This window comes from Enterococcus sp. DIV0755f, assembly GCF_051713725.1.
Taxonomy (GTDB): Bacteria; Bacillota; Bacilli; order Lactobacillales; family Enterococcaceae; genus Enterococcus_D; species Enterococcus_D casseliflavus.
Genome location: NZ_JBIOQL010000001.1, coordinates 1819538 through 1833339, shown reverse-complemented (window position 1 = coordinate 1833339; position 13802 = coordinate 1819538). Strand labels below are relative to the sequence as shown.

The window sequence follows — 13802 nt, the reverse complement described above, 5'->3', positions numbered from 1 at the left end:
ATAACTGGTACCGTCTGAACACCTACTCCAAGGCAAGAGGAGTGGAAGCAATGATAGAAAAAAAGAAGATCGATTGGCTGCTGATCATAGCTTATTTGCTATTGAGCCTTATCGGTCTTTTAATGATTTATAGTGCAAGTTCATACCGTTTATTAACGAGAGATCAACCACCAGCGTCGCTATTTATCCGTCAATTGGTCTTTTTGTTACTTAGCTGGGTTCTTTTATTCATTATTCAGCGGACGCGAAGAGAGATTTTGCTTAGCAAATACTTAGCGATCGGTCTGCTAGCATTTGGGATCTTTACCTTGCTCTTAGCTCGTTTGCCCTTTTTCGGTGTCTCTGTTAATGGGGCACAACGCTGGGTCTCGATCGCAGGGATTCAATTTCAACCATCAGAGATTGTGAATGTAGGGATGGTCTTGTACCTTGCTCATTACTTTCAAACTGCAAAAACCACCTTGCAGGAAATGAAACGTCCGCTTTTCGTTTTGTTTTTGTGCTGTGTGTTGATCCTGTTTCAACCGAAAATAGCCGGTGTGATGATTTTGCTTTTTTTAGCATTTGTCATGATAACTACGGTACAAGTCCCCGTGAAGCTGACGGCTCTTTTATTTGGTGGCTTAGTGATCAGTCTATTCTTGGCTGCCCTGTTGATCATGTTTTTAGGGGACAATGATTTATTGCCTCATATTTTTATGCACGTATATAACCGAATTCGCCTAGTAGGTGATCCATTCTCCGACCCTTACAATCAGGGGTTCCAAATGATCCATTCTTACTATGCTTTATTTAATGGAGGGCTTACTGGTCTCGGTTTAGGAAACAGTATTACGAAAAAAGGCTTTTTACCAGTTGCGGAAACCGATTTTATTTTTTCCGTTTTAGTAGAAGAGCTTGGCTTGCTTTTCGGGATTTTTGTTATTGGCTTATTATTCGTAATCATCTTACGTTTATTTATTCGTTCCGCAGCTATTGAAAACCCTCAGATTGGGTTGATATTGCTAGGAACAAGTACATTACTTTTGTTGCAAACAAGTATCAATATAGCCAGTATTTTAGGGTTGATGCCGATGACGGGGGTACCGTTACCATTTATCAGCTATGGTGGCTCCAGTTACTTTATTCTTTCATTTGCCTTTAGTATGTGCCTGAAATTAGAGCGAGAGGAGGGCAAACGAAATGAAGTTCCTCAAACGACATGATGTAAACTATGCCTTGCTGCTACCCGTTTTTCTGCTTTTTTTGCTAAGCATTTGGGTCCAGCATCAAGCTTCTGTGATGGATGGCAATGATCCTTCTGTGATCGTTTTTCGACAGATCGTTTTTTGTGTTCTATCCGCCATCGTGCTCTTCGTTACAAGTTTGATCCCAACCAATCTGCTCTTACGCTTTTCGGGCCTTTTGTATGTATTGGCGCTAGGTTTGATGGCTTCTCTTCATTGGTTCTACGATCAAACGATGTTTGAGCAGACTTCTACCAAACGCTGGATCAGAATCGGCGACTTTACCATTCAGCCCTCAGAGTTTATGAAAGTGGCCTTTATGCTTTTTATGGTCTATCTCACCTTAGTGTATGAAAAACGAAAAGCCGAACGGACCATTAAATCTGATTTGATCTACGTCACTAAGATCTTGCTTTATAGTATACCGACATTTCTATTGATGTTTATGCAACGTGACTTTGGTACGAGTTTAGTGTTTATTGTGATGTTAGGGGCTTTATTTATTATCTCTGGTGTTCATTGGAAAATTTTGACCGTAGTGATCGGTTTGATTGCAGCCCTCGGCGCTATTTTAATGCTGCTCGTGTTTACGGAATGGGGCAATCGTGTCTTGTTTCGACTTCATTTCTCGCAGTATCAATTAGACCGAGTGCGAGCTTGGGCAGATCCCCTAGCGTACCAAGACTCTATCGCGTTCCAACAAGTTCGCAGTATGTGGGCGATTGGCTCAGGAGGCTTATTGGGAGCGCCTGACACCCATACGACAGTGTACGTGCCGGTTCGTGAATCAGATATGATTTTTACAGTTATTGGTGAAACCTATGGCTTTTTAGGAAGTACCTTAGTGATCTTCTTGTATTTTTATCTCATCTATCAAATCATCTTCGCTGCGTTAAAAACGAATAACAAGGCGTCGGTCTATATCGCCATCACGTACGTTTTTGGCTTAGTCTTTCAGATCTTTGAAAATATCGGCGCGGCGATTGGGTTGCTGCCATTAACGGGAATTCCTCTGCCATTCTTAAGCCAAGGAGGAACCTCGTTGATTGCGATCAGTATTGCGATGGGAATTATTTTTGGGTTAGAAAAATTTCCGACTAAAGCGAAGAAACGATCGTACGCATTAAAAGAAAGTAGGGGATTAACATGAGCAAGACAGCAAAACAAGGGGTGATAGGTGGACTGCTTTGTAGCTGTTTCGCATGGTTGTTTTTCCTTGTAGCATTAGAGCCGCAGTGGTTCCAAACGCTTGATACCCTGTTTTCCCACGTGCCTCAATGGCGGACGGCTACAGTAGAAGCGATTTTTGTTCCGCTTGCTAGCACGGCAACGATCGTCCCGATAGCGGCTATTCATTTTCTATTGGCAGCAATTTTGTTTCTTCGGAAGAAACGGATCGAGAGTTTTTGGTTGATGGGAAATATGATCATAATCAGTGGTGTTGGCCAAGTGATCAAGAAATTCGTTGATCGCCCAAGACCGGAGTTTGCTGACAGTATGGAACGGGCGTCCGCCAGTTTTCCAAGTGGCCATACGCTATTAGCGACCACACTAATTATTTCTCTCCTCTTTTTCTTCGCACAAACAGCTTCTGGCAAAAGAGGCAAACGTCCTATTAGCCAAAAACTAGCTATGTTTTTGGGATTGGTTTATTTACTGCTTATTATGATGAGCCGCTTGCTATTTGGGGTTCACTATCCTAGTGACTTGTTAGCGAGTATCTTGTTGGCAAGTGGAATCAGTTTTATCACATCTGCTTTTGTATTTTCGTTCAAAAAAAGTGTGCGTAGGGGGAAGTAAAATGAGTACAGCGAAAAAACTGATAATTGTCTTCTTAGTACTGTTGATGGGCATCGTATCCGTCGGAACCGCCTATGCTATTAGGGTGTATTTTCAAGTAGAAGATGTCGTGGAGTCTATCCATCGACCGATCGAAGGGCGAGAAGAGGCGGAGGTTATCGAAAACGCCGAGCCCTTAAGTCTTCTCTTGTTAGGGATCGCCAATGACTCTCGTCGCAAAACGGATTACCGGGCAAACACGATCATGGTAGCGACGTTGAATCCTGCTACACGCAAAACGACCCTCACAAGTATTCCTCGAGATGCTTATGTGGAGATCGTTGGGCAAGGCTATCAGGATAAGATCAATCATGCCCATTCATTCGGTGGCGCAAAAATGATGATCGAAACTGTCGAACAATACTTGGATATACCGATTCATCATTATTTCTCCTTAAACATGGATGGGATGGCAGATCTTGTCGATGCGATTGGTGGAATCACGGTTGAAAATGAGTTTGCTTTTACGGCAGAAAAAATCGATTATCCAGAGGGAACGCTCGAATTAGATGGCTGGGAGGCACTTCAATATACTCGTATGCGCAAAGATGACCCCGAAGGTGACTATGGACGCCAACGTCGTCAGCGAGAAGTGACAGAGATTTTGGCGAATGAATTAGTTTCTCTATCAAGCGTGATGCGGATTCAGGATCTGTTAACGATTATTGGGGAAAATGGTGAAACAGATTTAACGTTTTCTCAGATGAGTCAACTATTCACCCAATATCAATCGGCACTCGTTACTGTCGAATCTTACCAAATGGCGGGTACTGGGTTCACTGGCGATGGCTTTAGAGGTGAATACGGTATCTCTTATCAAGAAGTGTCGCCTGAAGAACAACAAGCGACGAGTCAGCGTTTAAAAAGCGAATTAATGCTTGATTAAGTAAGCCTTGGGTTTAATTAGTAATAACACCACTTCCTCTTTGTTCCTCTAGTAAATCGTGATTAGAGTTGACAGCTGCTTTTCCTCAGGATACTCTTTAGTCAAGCAAAGCAATTCGGCTTGAAGGCTAGCAAGAGCCTGTTCGGAGAAGGACTGTTAACTCTTTATTTGTTGCTGCATCGTTTGGTTAAAAGTTACAAGGGGGGGAAAGAATGACTATCATCTTTAAAGATCAATTACCAGCGGATTCAAATCAGATACTCGCTTTGTATAAATGTGTTGGCTGGGTCGCCTATACGAAAGAGCCAGAGCGACTATTAAATGGCCTAGCTCAGTCGCAGGTGATCACTGCCTATGTTGAAGAGCAGCTAGTCGGACTTATTCGATGTATAACCGATGGACAAACCATTCTTTATATTCAGGATCTGTTAGTAGCGCCAGCGTTCCAACGTAAAAAAATTGGCCAGCGATTTCTCAAAAAAATGCTGGCGAATTATCCATCGATTCGACAAAAGGTTTTGATCACGGACAACACAGAGAAAACGCGCCGATTTTATGAGTCTTGCGGCTTTTCCTCTGTAGAAACGCAGCAAATTGCAGCATTTATTTATTCACCTAAAAACGAGTAGACAGCCAGAAATCCGATCGTTAGTTGAGAATGCTCAATTTATTAACGGTTTTTATGTTTGATAAAGGAGAGGAAGAGATGAAGCTGCGATTTGCGTTATTTGTGTTAAGTTTAGTGATTGGTGTTGGCGCCTGTGGAGGAAGCACACTGGCGTTTATGAGTATTGAGCCATTAAGGAAAGGACAGTCATTTGCTGGATTGGAATCGTCCATGCTCCAAGGAACGCCATTTACAACATTTCTGATTCCCGGGGTGTTTTTGCTAATTGTGTTAGGACTGGGCAATTTATTGGCAGCTATCCGATTGTGGCGCAACCAAGGGTATCATGGCGAATTGCTTTTAGGCATCAGTTTAGTTATCTGGATCATTGTTCAAGTGATTTTATTAAGGGGCGGGAATGTTTTGCATCTGATTTTCATAGTGTTAGGTTTACTCCAGCTCGGTGTGGCAGCTTACTGTATCAAACACTTGCAACTCTCGGTTCCTTTTTCTGCTCATCAAAATTGATTTTGCAGAGGGGTTTTATGGGGAAAATAATTAAATTACTCAAAAGTTTCCTATGAAAAACGTGGATTTTTGAAAAAAATATTCGAGAAAGGATCATTTGCTTAAAAAATTATGATAAACTGAAAGAAGTGAACGTATTTTCTAGAATCAGGAGGATCAATTATTGGAGTTTCTTAAAAAATCAAAAATTTTTGCAGGTCTGGTGATCGTCTGCCTTTTAGGGATCGCCGTCTGGATCTATTCAAATATACTGTTTGTTTTTCGACCATTAGAAGCAATCTTTTCTAGTGTCTTTTTACCTGTACTGATATCAATTTTTATTTTTTATATCTTTTTGCCTTTCTTTAATTGGGTAAAAAGAAGGACGAAAAAGAAAAGCATCGCGCTGTATGCGACACTGTTGTTGATCGTTTTTGCAGCTTATTTGATCATTCAGGTGATTGGACCCGCATTAGCCTATGAGATGGGACGCTTTATCAATCAAATACCCGTTATCATCAATTTAGTGATCGATAACATCGATCATTCCTATTTGGAGGAACTTTTCGGTCCTTTCATTGATTCGATCGATATTTCGCAAGCGAGTAATTTCGCTTTGCAGTTTATTACAGGGGCAACGAATAGTCTGACGAGTTTGATCTCCATCGTTTCTCACTCAGCGATCGTTTTGTTTACGATCCCACTGCTCTTAGTCTATATGTTTAAAGACGGTGAGAAAGTGCCAGACTTTTTAGCAAACAAAACACCGAAAAAGTATCAAGGTTTGATGCGTCAATTATGCAGTGATTTCCACCAAGCAGCGTCTGCTTATATTGGCGGGAAATTGCTTGTATGTTCGTACGTTGCCGTTTCCAGTTATTTGATTTTTTCTTTGCTAGGTTTGCAGAATGCGTTGCTTTTAGGCCTGATTTGTGGTGTCTTGGATATCATCCCATACTTCGGACCATTTATAGGAGCGGCACCCGCATTTCTATTTGCTTTAAGTTTAGATATCCGGACTGCCATTTTATTGGTAGTGGGCATCACGATCATTCAATTGGGTGAATCGTATCTAGTTTCACCTCTAGTAATGAATAAAGTGTTGCATATCCATCCGATTATTGCGGTGTTCTTATTATTGATCGCAGGCAACTTGCTGGGATTTGTTGGTATGATCGTTGCACTTCCAGTGTATTCGATCATAATGGCGATGTCTGGCACGCTACTCCGTTTTTTCCAGGAACGCAAACTAGAACGTTCTGTGATCGATAAGGAGTCATTGTAACAATAAAACTTGCTGTTGAAGAAATCTTCAACAGCAAGTTTTTTGTTTTAGACGACACATAGCACGGTACAAAGACTCATGCTATACTGATTGAAACGAAAACGACGATAGGAGTGAGGAAATGAAGGTTTTGTGGAATGATCAGATCGTTGATCGAGAGGTAGTGAGAATTGATATCGAAGACCGTGGCTATCAGTATGGTGATGGGATCTATGAAGTTATCCGAATATATAATGGCCACTGTTTTATGTTAGCGGAGCATATGGCTCGATTGGAAAGCAGTGCACAAAAAATTAAGCTAACGTTACCCTATTCGATTCCCCAATTGACTGAAAACCTAAAGTTACTCATTAAGACTGAAGGAATCACAGAAGGAGAAATCTATCTTCAGATCACCCGAGGAATCGCTTCTCCGAGAAATCACGAGTTTCCACCAGCTGGATCGGTCAAAGGGGTGGTGACGGCAAATGTGATCCCCTTTGAACGACCAGATGAAATGCAGCAAGCAGGGCTTTCGGCAACCGTTCTTCCTGATGAACGCTGGTTGCATTGTGATATCAAATCATTGAGTTTGTTAGGGAATCTTTTGGCGCTGGATCAAGCGATCGAAGCTGGCTTCGATGATGCGCTACTGCAACGAGATGGCTTTTTTACAGAAGCATCTGCATCCAATCTCTGGTTTGTCATTGATGGGATCGTCTATACTCATCCGGATGGGCGTTTGGTGTTACCGGGAATCACGAAATTGAAGGTCCTTCAGTTGTGTCGCCAATTAGAAATTCCCTATCGAGAAGAACCCGTCCCGATTGAGGCACTACGCAACACGCAAGAGTGTTTCTTGACCAACTCAGTTTGGGAAATCGTTCCGATCGTTGCCATTGATGGGAAACCCGTTGGCACTGGCGTATTGGGTTCAATCACGAAACAATTGCAAGCAGCGTATATCGCTGCCACAAAGAATAAAAGCGATTCATTGTGATTATGCAATAGAAACCACCTAAAAAAGCTTTGGCAACACCCAGTATTTTTAAGGCTGGGTGGGACCAAAGCTTTATCTTGCGTTGAAAATTATTTCTTACCATTCACTAGGGTTCCACAACTTCCCGTCAAGTTCTCCTTGTTTCAATTCGATGCGGGTTTCTTGCTGCTGCAACAACTGTCCCAGCTCTTGCAAAAATGCTTTTTCATGGTAATCAGTGGTTTCTTGAATGGATTGTTCTATCAGCGGTGTTAGCCAATCATGCCCCATCAAAGCACCTCCAATTCAGCTAAAGCATCTTCTAATTCGTTCAATGTTTCATGGTTTTCCTGCAACAGGGATAGCAAAGGAGAAAGCTGCGGTTTTTTAGAAACCAAATGTGCCAGTTTCTCAGCAAACCATTGTTGCTTTTGGTCAAACGTAAAGGGAGCGGGCATCGATAATAATTGCTGATAGGCAATGACAAAGGCACGCTTTTCTTTTTCCGTTTTATACATCAGTTGGTCAAGGACAACGATGGGTAACACGGTCATTTGGTGTTTTTTTGCCATCAGTACGAGTGGATGCAAAATTTCGTTAAAGGTCGTATTTTCTCGACCGCCTAACTGAAATTCTTTGGCAGCAATACCAGTAGAAACGGCGAAACTGATTTCTTTTCCCACCAAAGCAGGCGCACAATTTTCCCAAACCGTATCGATCCAAGCTTTCATTTTTGCTGGAACACTGTACCAATATAAGGGGAATTGTAAAACCAAACGGTCACAGTTTTGCAGCAGCGCCTGTTCATCGGCAAGGGAAAAGTCAGAAAAATCATCAAGAAAGTGTATGGTGACATTAGGAAGTTTGGCACTTTCACTGAAAAAACGTTGGGAAAGAGAGTTGTGGAAATCTGGGTGGCTAGCCACCACTAAGGTTTTTATCATGAGATTGATCATCCTTTCCTACTACATGTACCATATTTTACCAGAAAGGGAAACTAGTCTGCTTTGCTTTTCGTAGTGTTGGTCCTCTTTTAGTTTGATTTAAGGTACCTCGTCTATATTCATTGTTAAGGAAGTGTCAGTAACAACTTACACGTGAAGGAAATGGGGGAATAGAGGATGGAATCAAATGATCCCTTGATCAAAGGTCTAGCAAATGTAGTAATGTTCGCCGCCAATACAATGGAATATGTCGAAAATAAACTTGCCAGTTGCCGACAACGAATATCTGGAAAGCAACCCTCAAAAGAAAGTGACTATGGCAATGGGCAAGAGTTTACAGAATTGACTGTCTACAGATGACCGATGCAGAGAAAATAACTAAGATAGCTCACCCCTCATAGGGTGAGTCCTTTTTTTCAGGATGGCAAGTTTCTTAAACTTGGGTGTTTGCTTTGATAAAGGTCGATAAAGAAGAAAAAAGAATCGTAGAGAGAAAATCGCTGAAGAAACAATGTGATGTGGAAATTCTTCTAATTATCATAGGAATAGAGCCAATGAATGTAGTCAGCCTTTTTAGTATCTTAGTCCAACTGAAAAAAGCCGATGGCGGAATTGCAGCAACGAATGATTCGAAAGGGGAAAGTCGCGATTATGTCAGGAGAGCTCTATGGGAAAGAGGGGAGAAATTTTTTGCGCCTAAACATTGGCTGTTCGCGAGAAAAACTCATTGATGGCTTGAAGCGATTCACATTGAGTTTGACATAAAAAAGAACCCACTGAGCGATCAGAAAGATCCTGTATTCTTTCTGATCGCCAGTGGTTTTTTAGTCTTTCGTCGTGCGGGGAGTCATTGCAGTAGTAACGGGGATTGGTTCAACGACATGGAAATAGCCTTCTTTGTCTTGAATGATCAGCATATCTTGCTGACTCTTGCTCTTGATGATCTCACCTTTAACAATTTCGTTGGTGACAGTCCGATAAATGCTTGTAGTCATGTTCATTCCTCCCAACGGTTTTTACCAATTGATCTTCAATAGGGGGACTAGTACAAATCAATTGCTTGATTTGTACCAGCAAGGAAAAAGAAAACGAATTGGTATCTTTAGTATAGGAGAGCAATGTTTAGATTGCTGCAATTCCATGTAAAGTTTTTGTTAATCCTTTTATTTTCAGCGATTGACTAATCGGCTAAAGAAAAACGCAAGGCCATTTTATTACTGCCAGACTCCACCATTTTTCCTAGTAACGTTGTTGCATTTTTTAAATACAGTTCGGCCATCTCAGCGTTGGCTTCTTCAAGCAGACGAGTAGGCTGCTTGTCAACGGAAGCTTTACGATCAGTTTCTTGTTGGATGCGGCGACAAGCCGCCATCGTTTCCATTTCAAAACGGTTGGCAAGATCACTATAGCGATCGTAGTTGCTGTCTCCAATCAACGCCAAGGTGCGTCCTAACCAATAGCTATTTGATGGATCGTAGGTCTTTGTCGTATCACAATAGCCAAGTGGGGTCTTAGTGATAGCTGCATAAAAGGGCACAACGCCATTGAAGGTATTGGGGCCAAAGGCAAGCCAATGAATGCCAGCGATTGCTGCGGGCACGTGGTTGCGGATCTGTAAAATATGGACTTGCTGGTTGCGATTGAGAGCAATCGATCGGAATTGTGTTTTTTGTGTCTCGCTCCCTGTACCGTAAGGGTCAAAAGGCGTATTTTGGAAGTGGGAGCTCAATGCCCATTTTACATCTTCCACGGATAGCTTTTGTTTTGGGTAGCATACAAACGGGAGCTCTTGATCGATCGGTTCAGCGGCTGTTCCGCTAAAGTGTTTTTGAATGTACCATGCCCGCGGGTTATTGTAACGAGTATCTTTTTCTGAGGAGCTGCCAAAAATATGGCGTAGATTAATGCCTTCAAAATCAGGATTTAATTGATAATCTTCAATCAACTGTTCGAGATCCTGCGAACACAACGTCATTTCTGAGGCGAAATCGAAGTGATCAATGTTTAAGCGATTTGGTGCCACGACATAGGCATCATCTGGTATGCGAACAGCTGCCCAGTGATGTCCACCGATGGTTTCCATATACCAGATTTCCTCGGCATCAGAAAAAGCGATCCCGTTGGCTTCATAGGTCCCATAGGTTTCTAAGAGTTCCCCTAAGCGTAAAACACCTTCTTTAGCGGAATGGATGTAAGGCAGTACGATGCTGACGAAATCAGCTTCCCCGATACCATCTTCCACATATGGATCAATAGCCAAAACGCGTGAATTGGTTGTGATCGTTTCTGTTGCAGTCATGGCGATATTTTCTTCATTGATTCCTGAAGCTGCCCAAACTCCTTGCGATTCATCTGCTTCAGGGGTTGAAGTATAGCGTAATGATTTTGCTGGCAAACTGATTCGACAGTCGCTTAAAACGGCGTAAAATTCATTTCCTTGCCGTTCTGGAGTGATGACGACGAATTTTTGCGGTTCCGAACCGCTTCCAGAATCTTCATTGCGGGCAATCATGGTCGAGCCGTCGATCGATGCTTTTTTTCCTACTAGTAAAGTGGTACAGGACGCTTTTTTTCTATCCATCTTTCCAACACTCCTTCATTTCTTCTTACGAATGATTGAAGCTAGTATACCCATAGTCTCATGGTTTTACAATGCTTTCTATAGAGAGGAACAAAAAAATTTCGCCTTTTTTATTAATTTTTAGTAGAATAAGGTGTTGTAAAAAAAATCAAAGGAGCCATTATTATGAAGAAAACAGTTGTTTTTAGTTATATTTTTTTACTAAGTCTGGTTTTTGCCGGCTGTGCCAAACCATCGATGGATGCGGGAAACTCCTCCAGTGAATCTTCGTCAGTCCAACAAAACGCCGAAGAGCGCACTGCCCAAATCAGCTTCAATAATAAAAGTGAAGAGCAAGACCAGGAGATCGAAACCAAAACGGTCACTTTTAAAGAAGGAGTTTCTTTGATGACTATCATGAAAGAGAACTTTGACTTGGAAGAAAATCAAGGGATGATCACCAGCATTGACGGTTTAGCGCAAGATGAAAAAGCTGGCTATTATTGGACATATACGATCAATGATGAAATGATTACAACTGGGGCAGATGATACCTTTTTAGGAAACAACGATAAAGTGGTTTTCACCTATGAAAAATTCGAATAAACCACTTGCATTTGCTGGAAAAGAAATTGCTTATTTAGGGCTGCTTGTGGCAGCGGCCGTCGTCGGCAGGACACTTTTTCAACCCTTACCCAATGTTCAACCAATGACGGTGATCTTTTTATTAGTAACCATCCATTTAGGTCTTAGTCGTGGATTGATCGTTTGTCTGCTCTCGATGCTGATTACCAATTTTTACATGGGAATGGGAATATGGACGATTGCTCAATTAGTTAGCTATGCAATCATTATTTTGGGGATGTATCTGTTGTCAAAAAGCAAGCTGTTTATGAAACGGTTGCTTTTACAAGTCAGCTACAGTGTATTTGCAGGGTTTGCTTATGGCTTTGTGATATCTTGGATCAGTGTCAAACTTTATGGGTTTCCTAGCTTTTGGGCTTATTATTTTCAAGGATTGAGCTTTGATGCCCTCCACGCAATAGGCAATGGCATTTTTTATCTGTTACTAGCACCGATCTTTCTGCGGCTTTTCCAACACTACTATCCAAAGAACAACAGCGAAGGGCACTAAGCGCTTCGCTTTTTTTGTTGAGTTAGCTAGTGTCGGGCAAAACGTCCATGACTAGAGGAAAAGTCTTTGACGATCAAACGAGGTGAAAGGGGCTATGTGAGGAAACAAGCAGGCATATTGTTGTGCAAAAGCGGTTTCTGCAGGTATCCTTAAGGTATCTAAGGAAGGATGTGGCTTTTGATGAAATGGATCGTGAAAAAAGATGATTTAGAAAGCTACCGTGCGAAGTTCCATGGAAAACTGGCTGGTTATGCCGAGGAAGCCAAAATGATTGCCCTGCCAACACCAAAGTATTTTATCGTGGTGGTTGACGAAGAAAAAATCCACTTGATTCAGTTAGATCTGCAATTTCATGAAAAAGGGATGCAGACAATTATGATCCATGAGATCACAAAATTACAACTAGGCGGTGTGGTAAATAAAAAAGTCCAGATTCAGACACCTTCGACCACTGTCAAACTAATGATCAAACCGTTGGCGATCGGTATCAAAGAGGAACAAAAAGCCTTGATCGACCGGTTTACCAGAATGTCGCGATAAACATCGGAGGAACACGCGGGAAAAATCAGCTGGATTTTTTCAAAAAAAAAGCAAGGGCAGTTGCCTGCACTTGCTTTTCGTGAGTCCTGTTATTCTGGCGTACCGACGATTTTAATAAACTCATCGATATTCTTGATTTTCATATGCTTGATCACTAACTGTTCCCGCTTGTTCCATTTTCCTTCGACTTCTAATTGGTATTTATTTAAAGGAAGGCGTAAGACATAACTGGCTAAGTAGCGATCCTTAATAATGCAATTCACGATTTTGTGGTCTTCTAAAAGTTGGATACCTGTTAGCATCATTGGCGTTTCTTGAAAAACACGGCTATTGACTAACAATCCAGTGTGGGTTTCGTTCATGGGATCTTCCTTTCTGATAAACCTAGGATAAATCATCTTTCTGTCTGTTATGTTACCTGATTTGCATCAGAAAGGCAATTCCTATAATAAATCCTCGTTATTATGTGCCACGTAAAAAGAAAGGAGGCAAAAGGAATGGTTGGGTATAACCGTTTCTCAAAAGAGTTTCAAAAGGCTTCAAAAGAACTCCGTGAAGGGAAGAAGTCCAAAAATGCCACTAAAGGGCTGCGAACACGACAAAAAATCGCTGCTGAAAAAGAACAAAAAGCACAAAATGCTTTTTCGACTGGTTTTTTGATCGGTTCCTTCAGAGAAATGTTCCGCAAGAAATAAGCAAGTTCCGCTGCCAAAGCGGGACTTGCTTTTTGTTTAGAATAAATAGTTGAAGAAGACACCGTTGAGAAAGGAAAAGCTCAGATAAAATAGAAAAAGTGTCACGATGTCCAGGGGTAAGCCTTTCAGAATTGGCGGAATTGCGGCAATTTGATTTCGTGTATGAACCCCTGACAAAGCACAGGAAAAGAGAAAATACATGCCTACAGCAAAAAATAAATTGGTTAAATAATCGGTATAGGGAAATTGGGTCACAGTGGCGATCGTCAGCAAGATGACACTGACTAGGGTCGTCTTTTTTAGATCATTCGTCAAGAAACGTTTTTTTGCTGGAACGATCAGTAAGCATAAACTGGCAGTAATCAAGGCGATGATGGCAGCACTTACCAAATTGGTGACCACTTTATTGCCATAGACAAAGCGATTTTGAAGCAAAAGATAAAAACTTAAACCGCTCAACAAGTATGCGACTGCAATGATCCCTGACAGGAAAACCACCCGTGTCGTCACGTTCGGTTTTTTTTCTTTGACGGTCGGCGCCAAATTTTGACAGGCGTAATTTGTGAGTAGAATGACTAGGAAGACCACTAGTCGATTGGCGATCATCATATGAGAACGCT

19 protein-coding genes and 1 pseudogene are annotated in these 13802 nt (G+C 41.7%); 14 read left to right on the top strand and 6 right to left on the bottom strand.

Annotation, left to right across the window (positions count from 1 at the left end):
* The first annotated feature begins 50 nt into the window (after positions 1-50).
* The 8 genes from IGI73_RS08345 (at position 51) to dat (ending at position 7329) form a co-directional block, all read left to right on the top strand.
* On the top strand, positions 51-1205 hold the full coding sequence (locus IGI73_RS08345) for an FtsW/RodA/SpoVE family cell cycle protein (RefSeq protein ID WP_034868647.1): 1155 nt from the start codon (positions 51-53) through the stop codon (positions 1203-1205).
* A complete protein-coding gene (locus tag IGI73_RS08340) occupies positions 1183-2376 on the top strand; it encodes an FtsW/RodA/SpoVE family cell cycle protein (protein WP_428207316.1) in 1194 nt (397 codons plus the stop codon). Before IGI73_RS08345 ends, IGI73_RS08340 begins: the two co-directional genes overlap by 23 nt.
* Positions 2373-3026, top strand: a complete 654-nt coding sequence (locus IGI73_RS08335) for a phosphatase PAP2 family protein (protein ID WP_015509794.1) — start codon at positions 2373-2375, stop codon at positions 3024-3026. Before IGI73_RS08340 ends, IGI73_RS08335 begins: the two co-directional genes overlap by 4 nt.
* A 1-nt stretch (position 3027) precedes the next feature.
* Positions 3028-3951, top strand: coding sequence for an LCP family glycopolymer transferase (locus tag IGI73_RS08330; RefSeq protein WP_015509793.1), 924 nt, complete (start codon positions 3028-3030; stop codon positions 3949-3951).
* 212 nt (positions 3952-4163) lie between these two features.
* Complete coding sequence (locus tag IGI73_RS08325) at positions 4164-4580, top strand: GNAT family N-acetyltransferase (RefSeq protein WP_428207315.1); 417 nt, start codon at positions 4164-4166, stop codon at positions 4578-4580.
* A gap of 77 nt (positions 4581-4657) precedes the next feature.
* The gene (locus tag IGI73_RS08320; protein WP_413135754.1) at positions 4658-5086 is read left to right on the top strand and encodes a hypothetical protein; all 429 of its coding nucleotides are present in this window, start codon (positions 4658-4660) and stop codon (positions 5084-5086) included.
* A 163-nt stretch (positions 5087-5249) separates the two neighbouring features.
* On the top strand, positions 5250-6350 hold the full coding sequence (locus tag IGI73_RS08315) for an AI-2E family transporter (RefSeq protein ID WP_010748435.1): 1101 nt from the start codon (positions 5250-5252) through the stop codon (positions 6348-6350).
* Between the two features lie 121 nt (positions 6351-6471).
* Complete coding sequence (gene dat / locus IGI73_RS08310; RefSeq protein ID WP_428207314.1) at positions 6472-7329, top strand: D-amino-acid transaminase; 858 nt, start codon at positions 6472-6474, stop codon at positions 7327-7329.
* Between the two features lie 96 nt (positions 7330-7425).
* On the opposite strand, the gene IGI73_RS08305 is transcribed toward dat, so the two are convergent.
* Both IGI73_RS08305 and IGI73_RS08300 read right to left on the bottom strand, forming a co-directional pair.
* Positions 7426-7599: a hypothetical protein gene (locus IGI73_RS08305; protein WP_005226215.1), complete on the bottom strand. Its 174-nt coding sequence runs from the start codon at positions 7597-7599 to the stop codon at positions 7426-7428.
* Complete coding sequence (locus tag IGI73_RS08300; protein WP_115232367.1) at positions 7599-8264, bottom strand: NAD(P)H-dependent oxidoreductase; 666 nt, start codon at positions 8262-8264, stop codon at positions 7599-7601. The genes IGI73_RS08305 and IGI73_RS08300 overlap by 1 nt, the downstream gene beginning before the upstream one ends.
* 165 nt (positions 8265-8429) lie before the next feature.
* Here IGI73_RS08300 and IGI73_RS08295 point away from each other — a divergent pair, with 165 nt between their 5' ends.
* Positions 8430-8612, top strand: coding sequence for a hypothetical protein (locus tag IGI73_RS08295; protein ID WP_428207313.1), 183 nt, complete (start codon positions 8430-8432; stop codon positions 8610-8612).
* Positions 8613-8855: 243 nt separating this feature from the next.
* A pseudogene (locus tag IGI73_RS08290) lies at positions 8856-9017 on the top strand (MalY/PatB family protein); the annotation flags it as partial.
* A 59-nt stretch (positions 9018-9076) separates the two neighbouring features.
* Here IGI73_RS08290 and IGI73_RS08285 read toward each other — a convergent pair.
* Together IGI73_RS08285 and IGI73_RS08280 are read right to left on the bottom strand one after the other, a co-directional pair.
* Entirely contained in the window at positions 9077-9247 is a 171-nt protein-coding gene (locus tag IGI73_RS08285) for a hypothetical protein (protein ID WP_010748430.1), read from the bottom strand.
* 185 nt (positions 9248-9432) lie between these two features.
* Complete coding sequence (locus tag IGI73_RS08280; protein WP_438759181.1) at positions 9433-10833, bottom strand: C69 family dipeptidase; 1401 nt, start codon at positions 10831-10833, stop codon at positions 9433-9435.
* 165 nt (positions 10834-10998) lie between these two features.
* Here IGI73_RS08280 and IGI73_RS08275 point away from each other — a divergent pair, with 165 nt between their 5' ends.
* The 3 genes from IGI73_RS08275 to IGI73_RS08265 all read left to right on the top strand — a co-directional run bounded on the left by IGI73_RS08275 (position 10999) and on the right by IGI73_RS08265 (position 12487).
* Complete coding sequence (locus IGI73_RS08275) at positions 10999-11418, top strand: DUF4430 domain-containing protein (protein WP_005226209.1); 420 nt, start codon at positions 10999-11001, stop codon at positions 11416-11418.
* On the top strand, positions 11402-11947 hold the full coding sequence (locus tag IGI73_RS08270; protein ID WP_194192740.1) for an ECF transporter S component: 546 nt from the start codon (positions 11402-11404) through the stop codon (positions 11945-11947). Before IGI73_RS08275 ends, IGI73_RS08270 begins: the two co-directional genes overlap by 17 nt.
* A 168-nt stretch (positions 11948-12115) precedes the next feature.
* Complete coding sequence (locus IGI73_RS08265) at positions 12116-12487, top strand: hypothetical protein (RefSeq protein ID WP_005226207.1); 372 nt, start codon at positions 12116-12118, stop codon at positions 12485-12487.
* 89 nt (positions 12488-12576) lie between these two features.
* Here the strand turns inward: IGI73_RS08265 and IGI73_RS08260 are convergent, their stop codons facing one another.
* Complete coding sequence (locus IGI73_RS08260) at positions 12577-12849, bottom strand: hypothetical protein (protein ID WP_005226206.1); 273 nt, start codon at positions 12847-12849, stop codon at positions 12577-12579.
* 135 nt (positions 12850-12984) lie between these two features.
* Here IGI73_RS08260 and IGI73_RS08255 point away from each other — a divergent pair, with 135 nt between their 5' ends.
* Positions 12985-13182: a hypothetical protein gene (locus IGI73_RS08255; protein ID WP_428207311.1), complete on the top strand. Its 198-nt coding sequence runs from the start codon at positions 12985-12987 to the stop codon at positions 13180-13182.
* A 36-nt stretch (positions 13183-13218) separates the two neighbouring features.
* On the opposite strand, the gene IGI73_RS08250 is transcribed toward IGI73_RS08255, so the two are convergent.
* Entirely contained in the window at positions 13219-13791 is a 573-nt protein-coding gene (locus tag IGI73_RS08250) for a hypothetical protein (RefSeq protein ID WP_428207310.1), read from the bottom strand.
* Positions 13792-13802 lie beyond the last annotated feature (11 nt).

Coding starts and splice junctions, on each gene's coding strand:
- IGI73_RS08345 (WP_034868647.1), top strand. CDS start 51: ATGATAGAAAAAAAGAAGATCGATTGGCTGCTGATCATAGCTTATTTG.
- IGI73_RS08340 (WP_428207316.1), top strand. CDS start 1,183: ATGAAGTTCCTCAAACGACATGATGTAAACTATGCCTTGCTGCTACCC.
- IGI73_RS08335 (WP_015509794.1), top strand. CDS start 2,373: ATGAGCAAGACAGCAAAACAAGGGGTGATAGGTGGACTGCTTTGTAGC.
- IGI73_RS08330 (WP_015509793.1), top strand. CDS start 3,028: ATGAGTACAGCGAAAAAACTGATAATTGTCTTCTTAGTACTGTTGATG.
- IGI73_RS08325 (WP_428207315.1), top strand. CDS start 4,164: ATGACTATCATCTTTAAAGATCAATTACCAGCGGATTCAAATCAGATA.
- IGI73_RS08320 (WP_413135754.1), top strand. CDS start 4,658: ATGAAGCTGCGATTTGCGTTATTTGTGTTAAGTTTAGTGATTGGTGTT.
- dat (WP_428207314.1), top strand. CDS start 6,472: ATGAAGGTTTTGTGGAATGATCAGATCGTTGATCGAGAGGTAGTGAGA.
- IGI73_RS08305 (WP_005226215.1), bottom strand. CDS start 7,599: ATGGGGCATGATTGGCTAACACCGCTGATAGAACAATCCATTCAAGAA.
- IGI73_RS08300 (WP_115232367.1), bottom strand. CDS start 8,264: ATGATCAATCTCATGATAAAAACCTTAGTGGTGGCTAGCCACCCAGAT.
- IGI73_RS08295 (WP_428207313.1), top strand. CDS start 8,430: ATGGAATCAAATGATCCCTTGATCAAAGGTCTAGCAAATGTAGTAATG.
- IGI73_RS08285 (WP_010748430.1), bottom strand. CDS start 9,247: ATGACTACAAGCATTTATCGGACTGTCACCAACGAAATTGTTAAAGGT.
- IGI73_RS08280 (WP_438759181.1), bottom strand. CDS start 10,833: ATGGATAGAAAAAAAGCGTCCTGTACCACTTTACTAGTAGGAAAAAAA.
- IGI73_RS08275 (WP_005226209.1), top strand. CDS start 10,999: ATGAAGAAAACAGTTGTTTTTAGTTATATTTTTTTACTAAGTCTGGTT.
- IGI73_RS08270 (WP_194192740.1), top strand. CDS start 11,402: ATGAAAAATTCGAATAAACCACTTGCATTTGCTGGAAAAGAAATTGCT.
- IGI73_RS08265 (WP_005226207.1), top strand. CDS start 12,116: ATGTGGCTTTTGATGAAATGGATCGTGAAAAAAGATGATTTAGAAAGC.
- IGI73_RS08260 (WP_005226206.1), bottom strand. CDS start 12,849: ATGAACGAAACCCACACTGGATTGTTAGTCAATAGCCGTGTTTTTCAA.
- IGI73_RS08255 (WP_428207311.1), top strand. CDS start 12,985: ATGGTTGGGTATAACCGTTTCTCAAAAGAGTTTCAAAAGGCTTCAAAA.
- IGI73_RS08250 (WP_428207310.1), bottom strand. CDS start 13,791: ATGATGATCGCCAATCGACTAGTGGTCTTCCTAGTCATTCTACTCACA.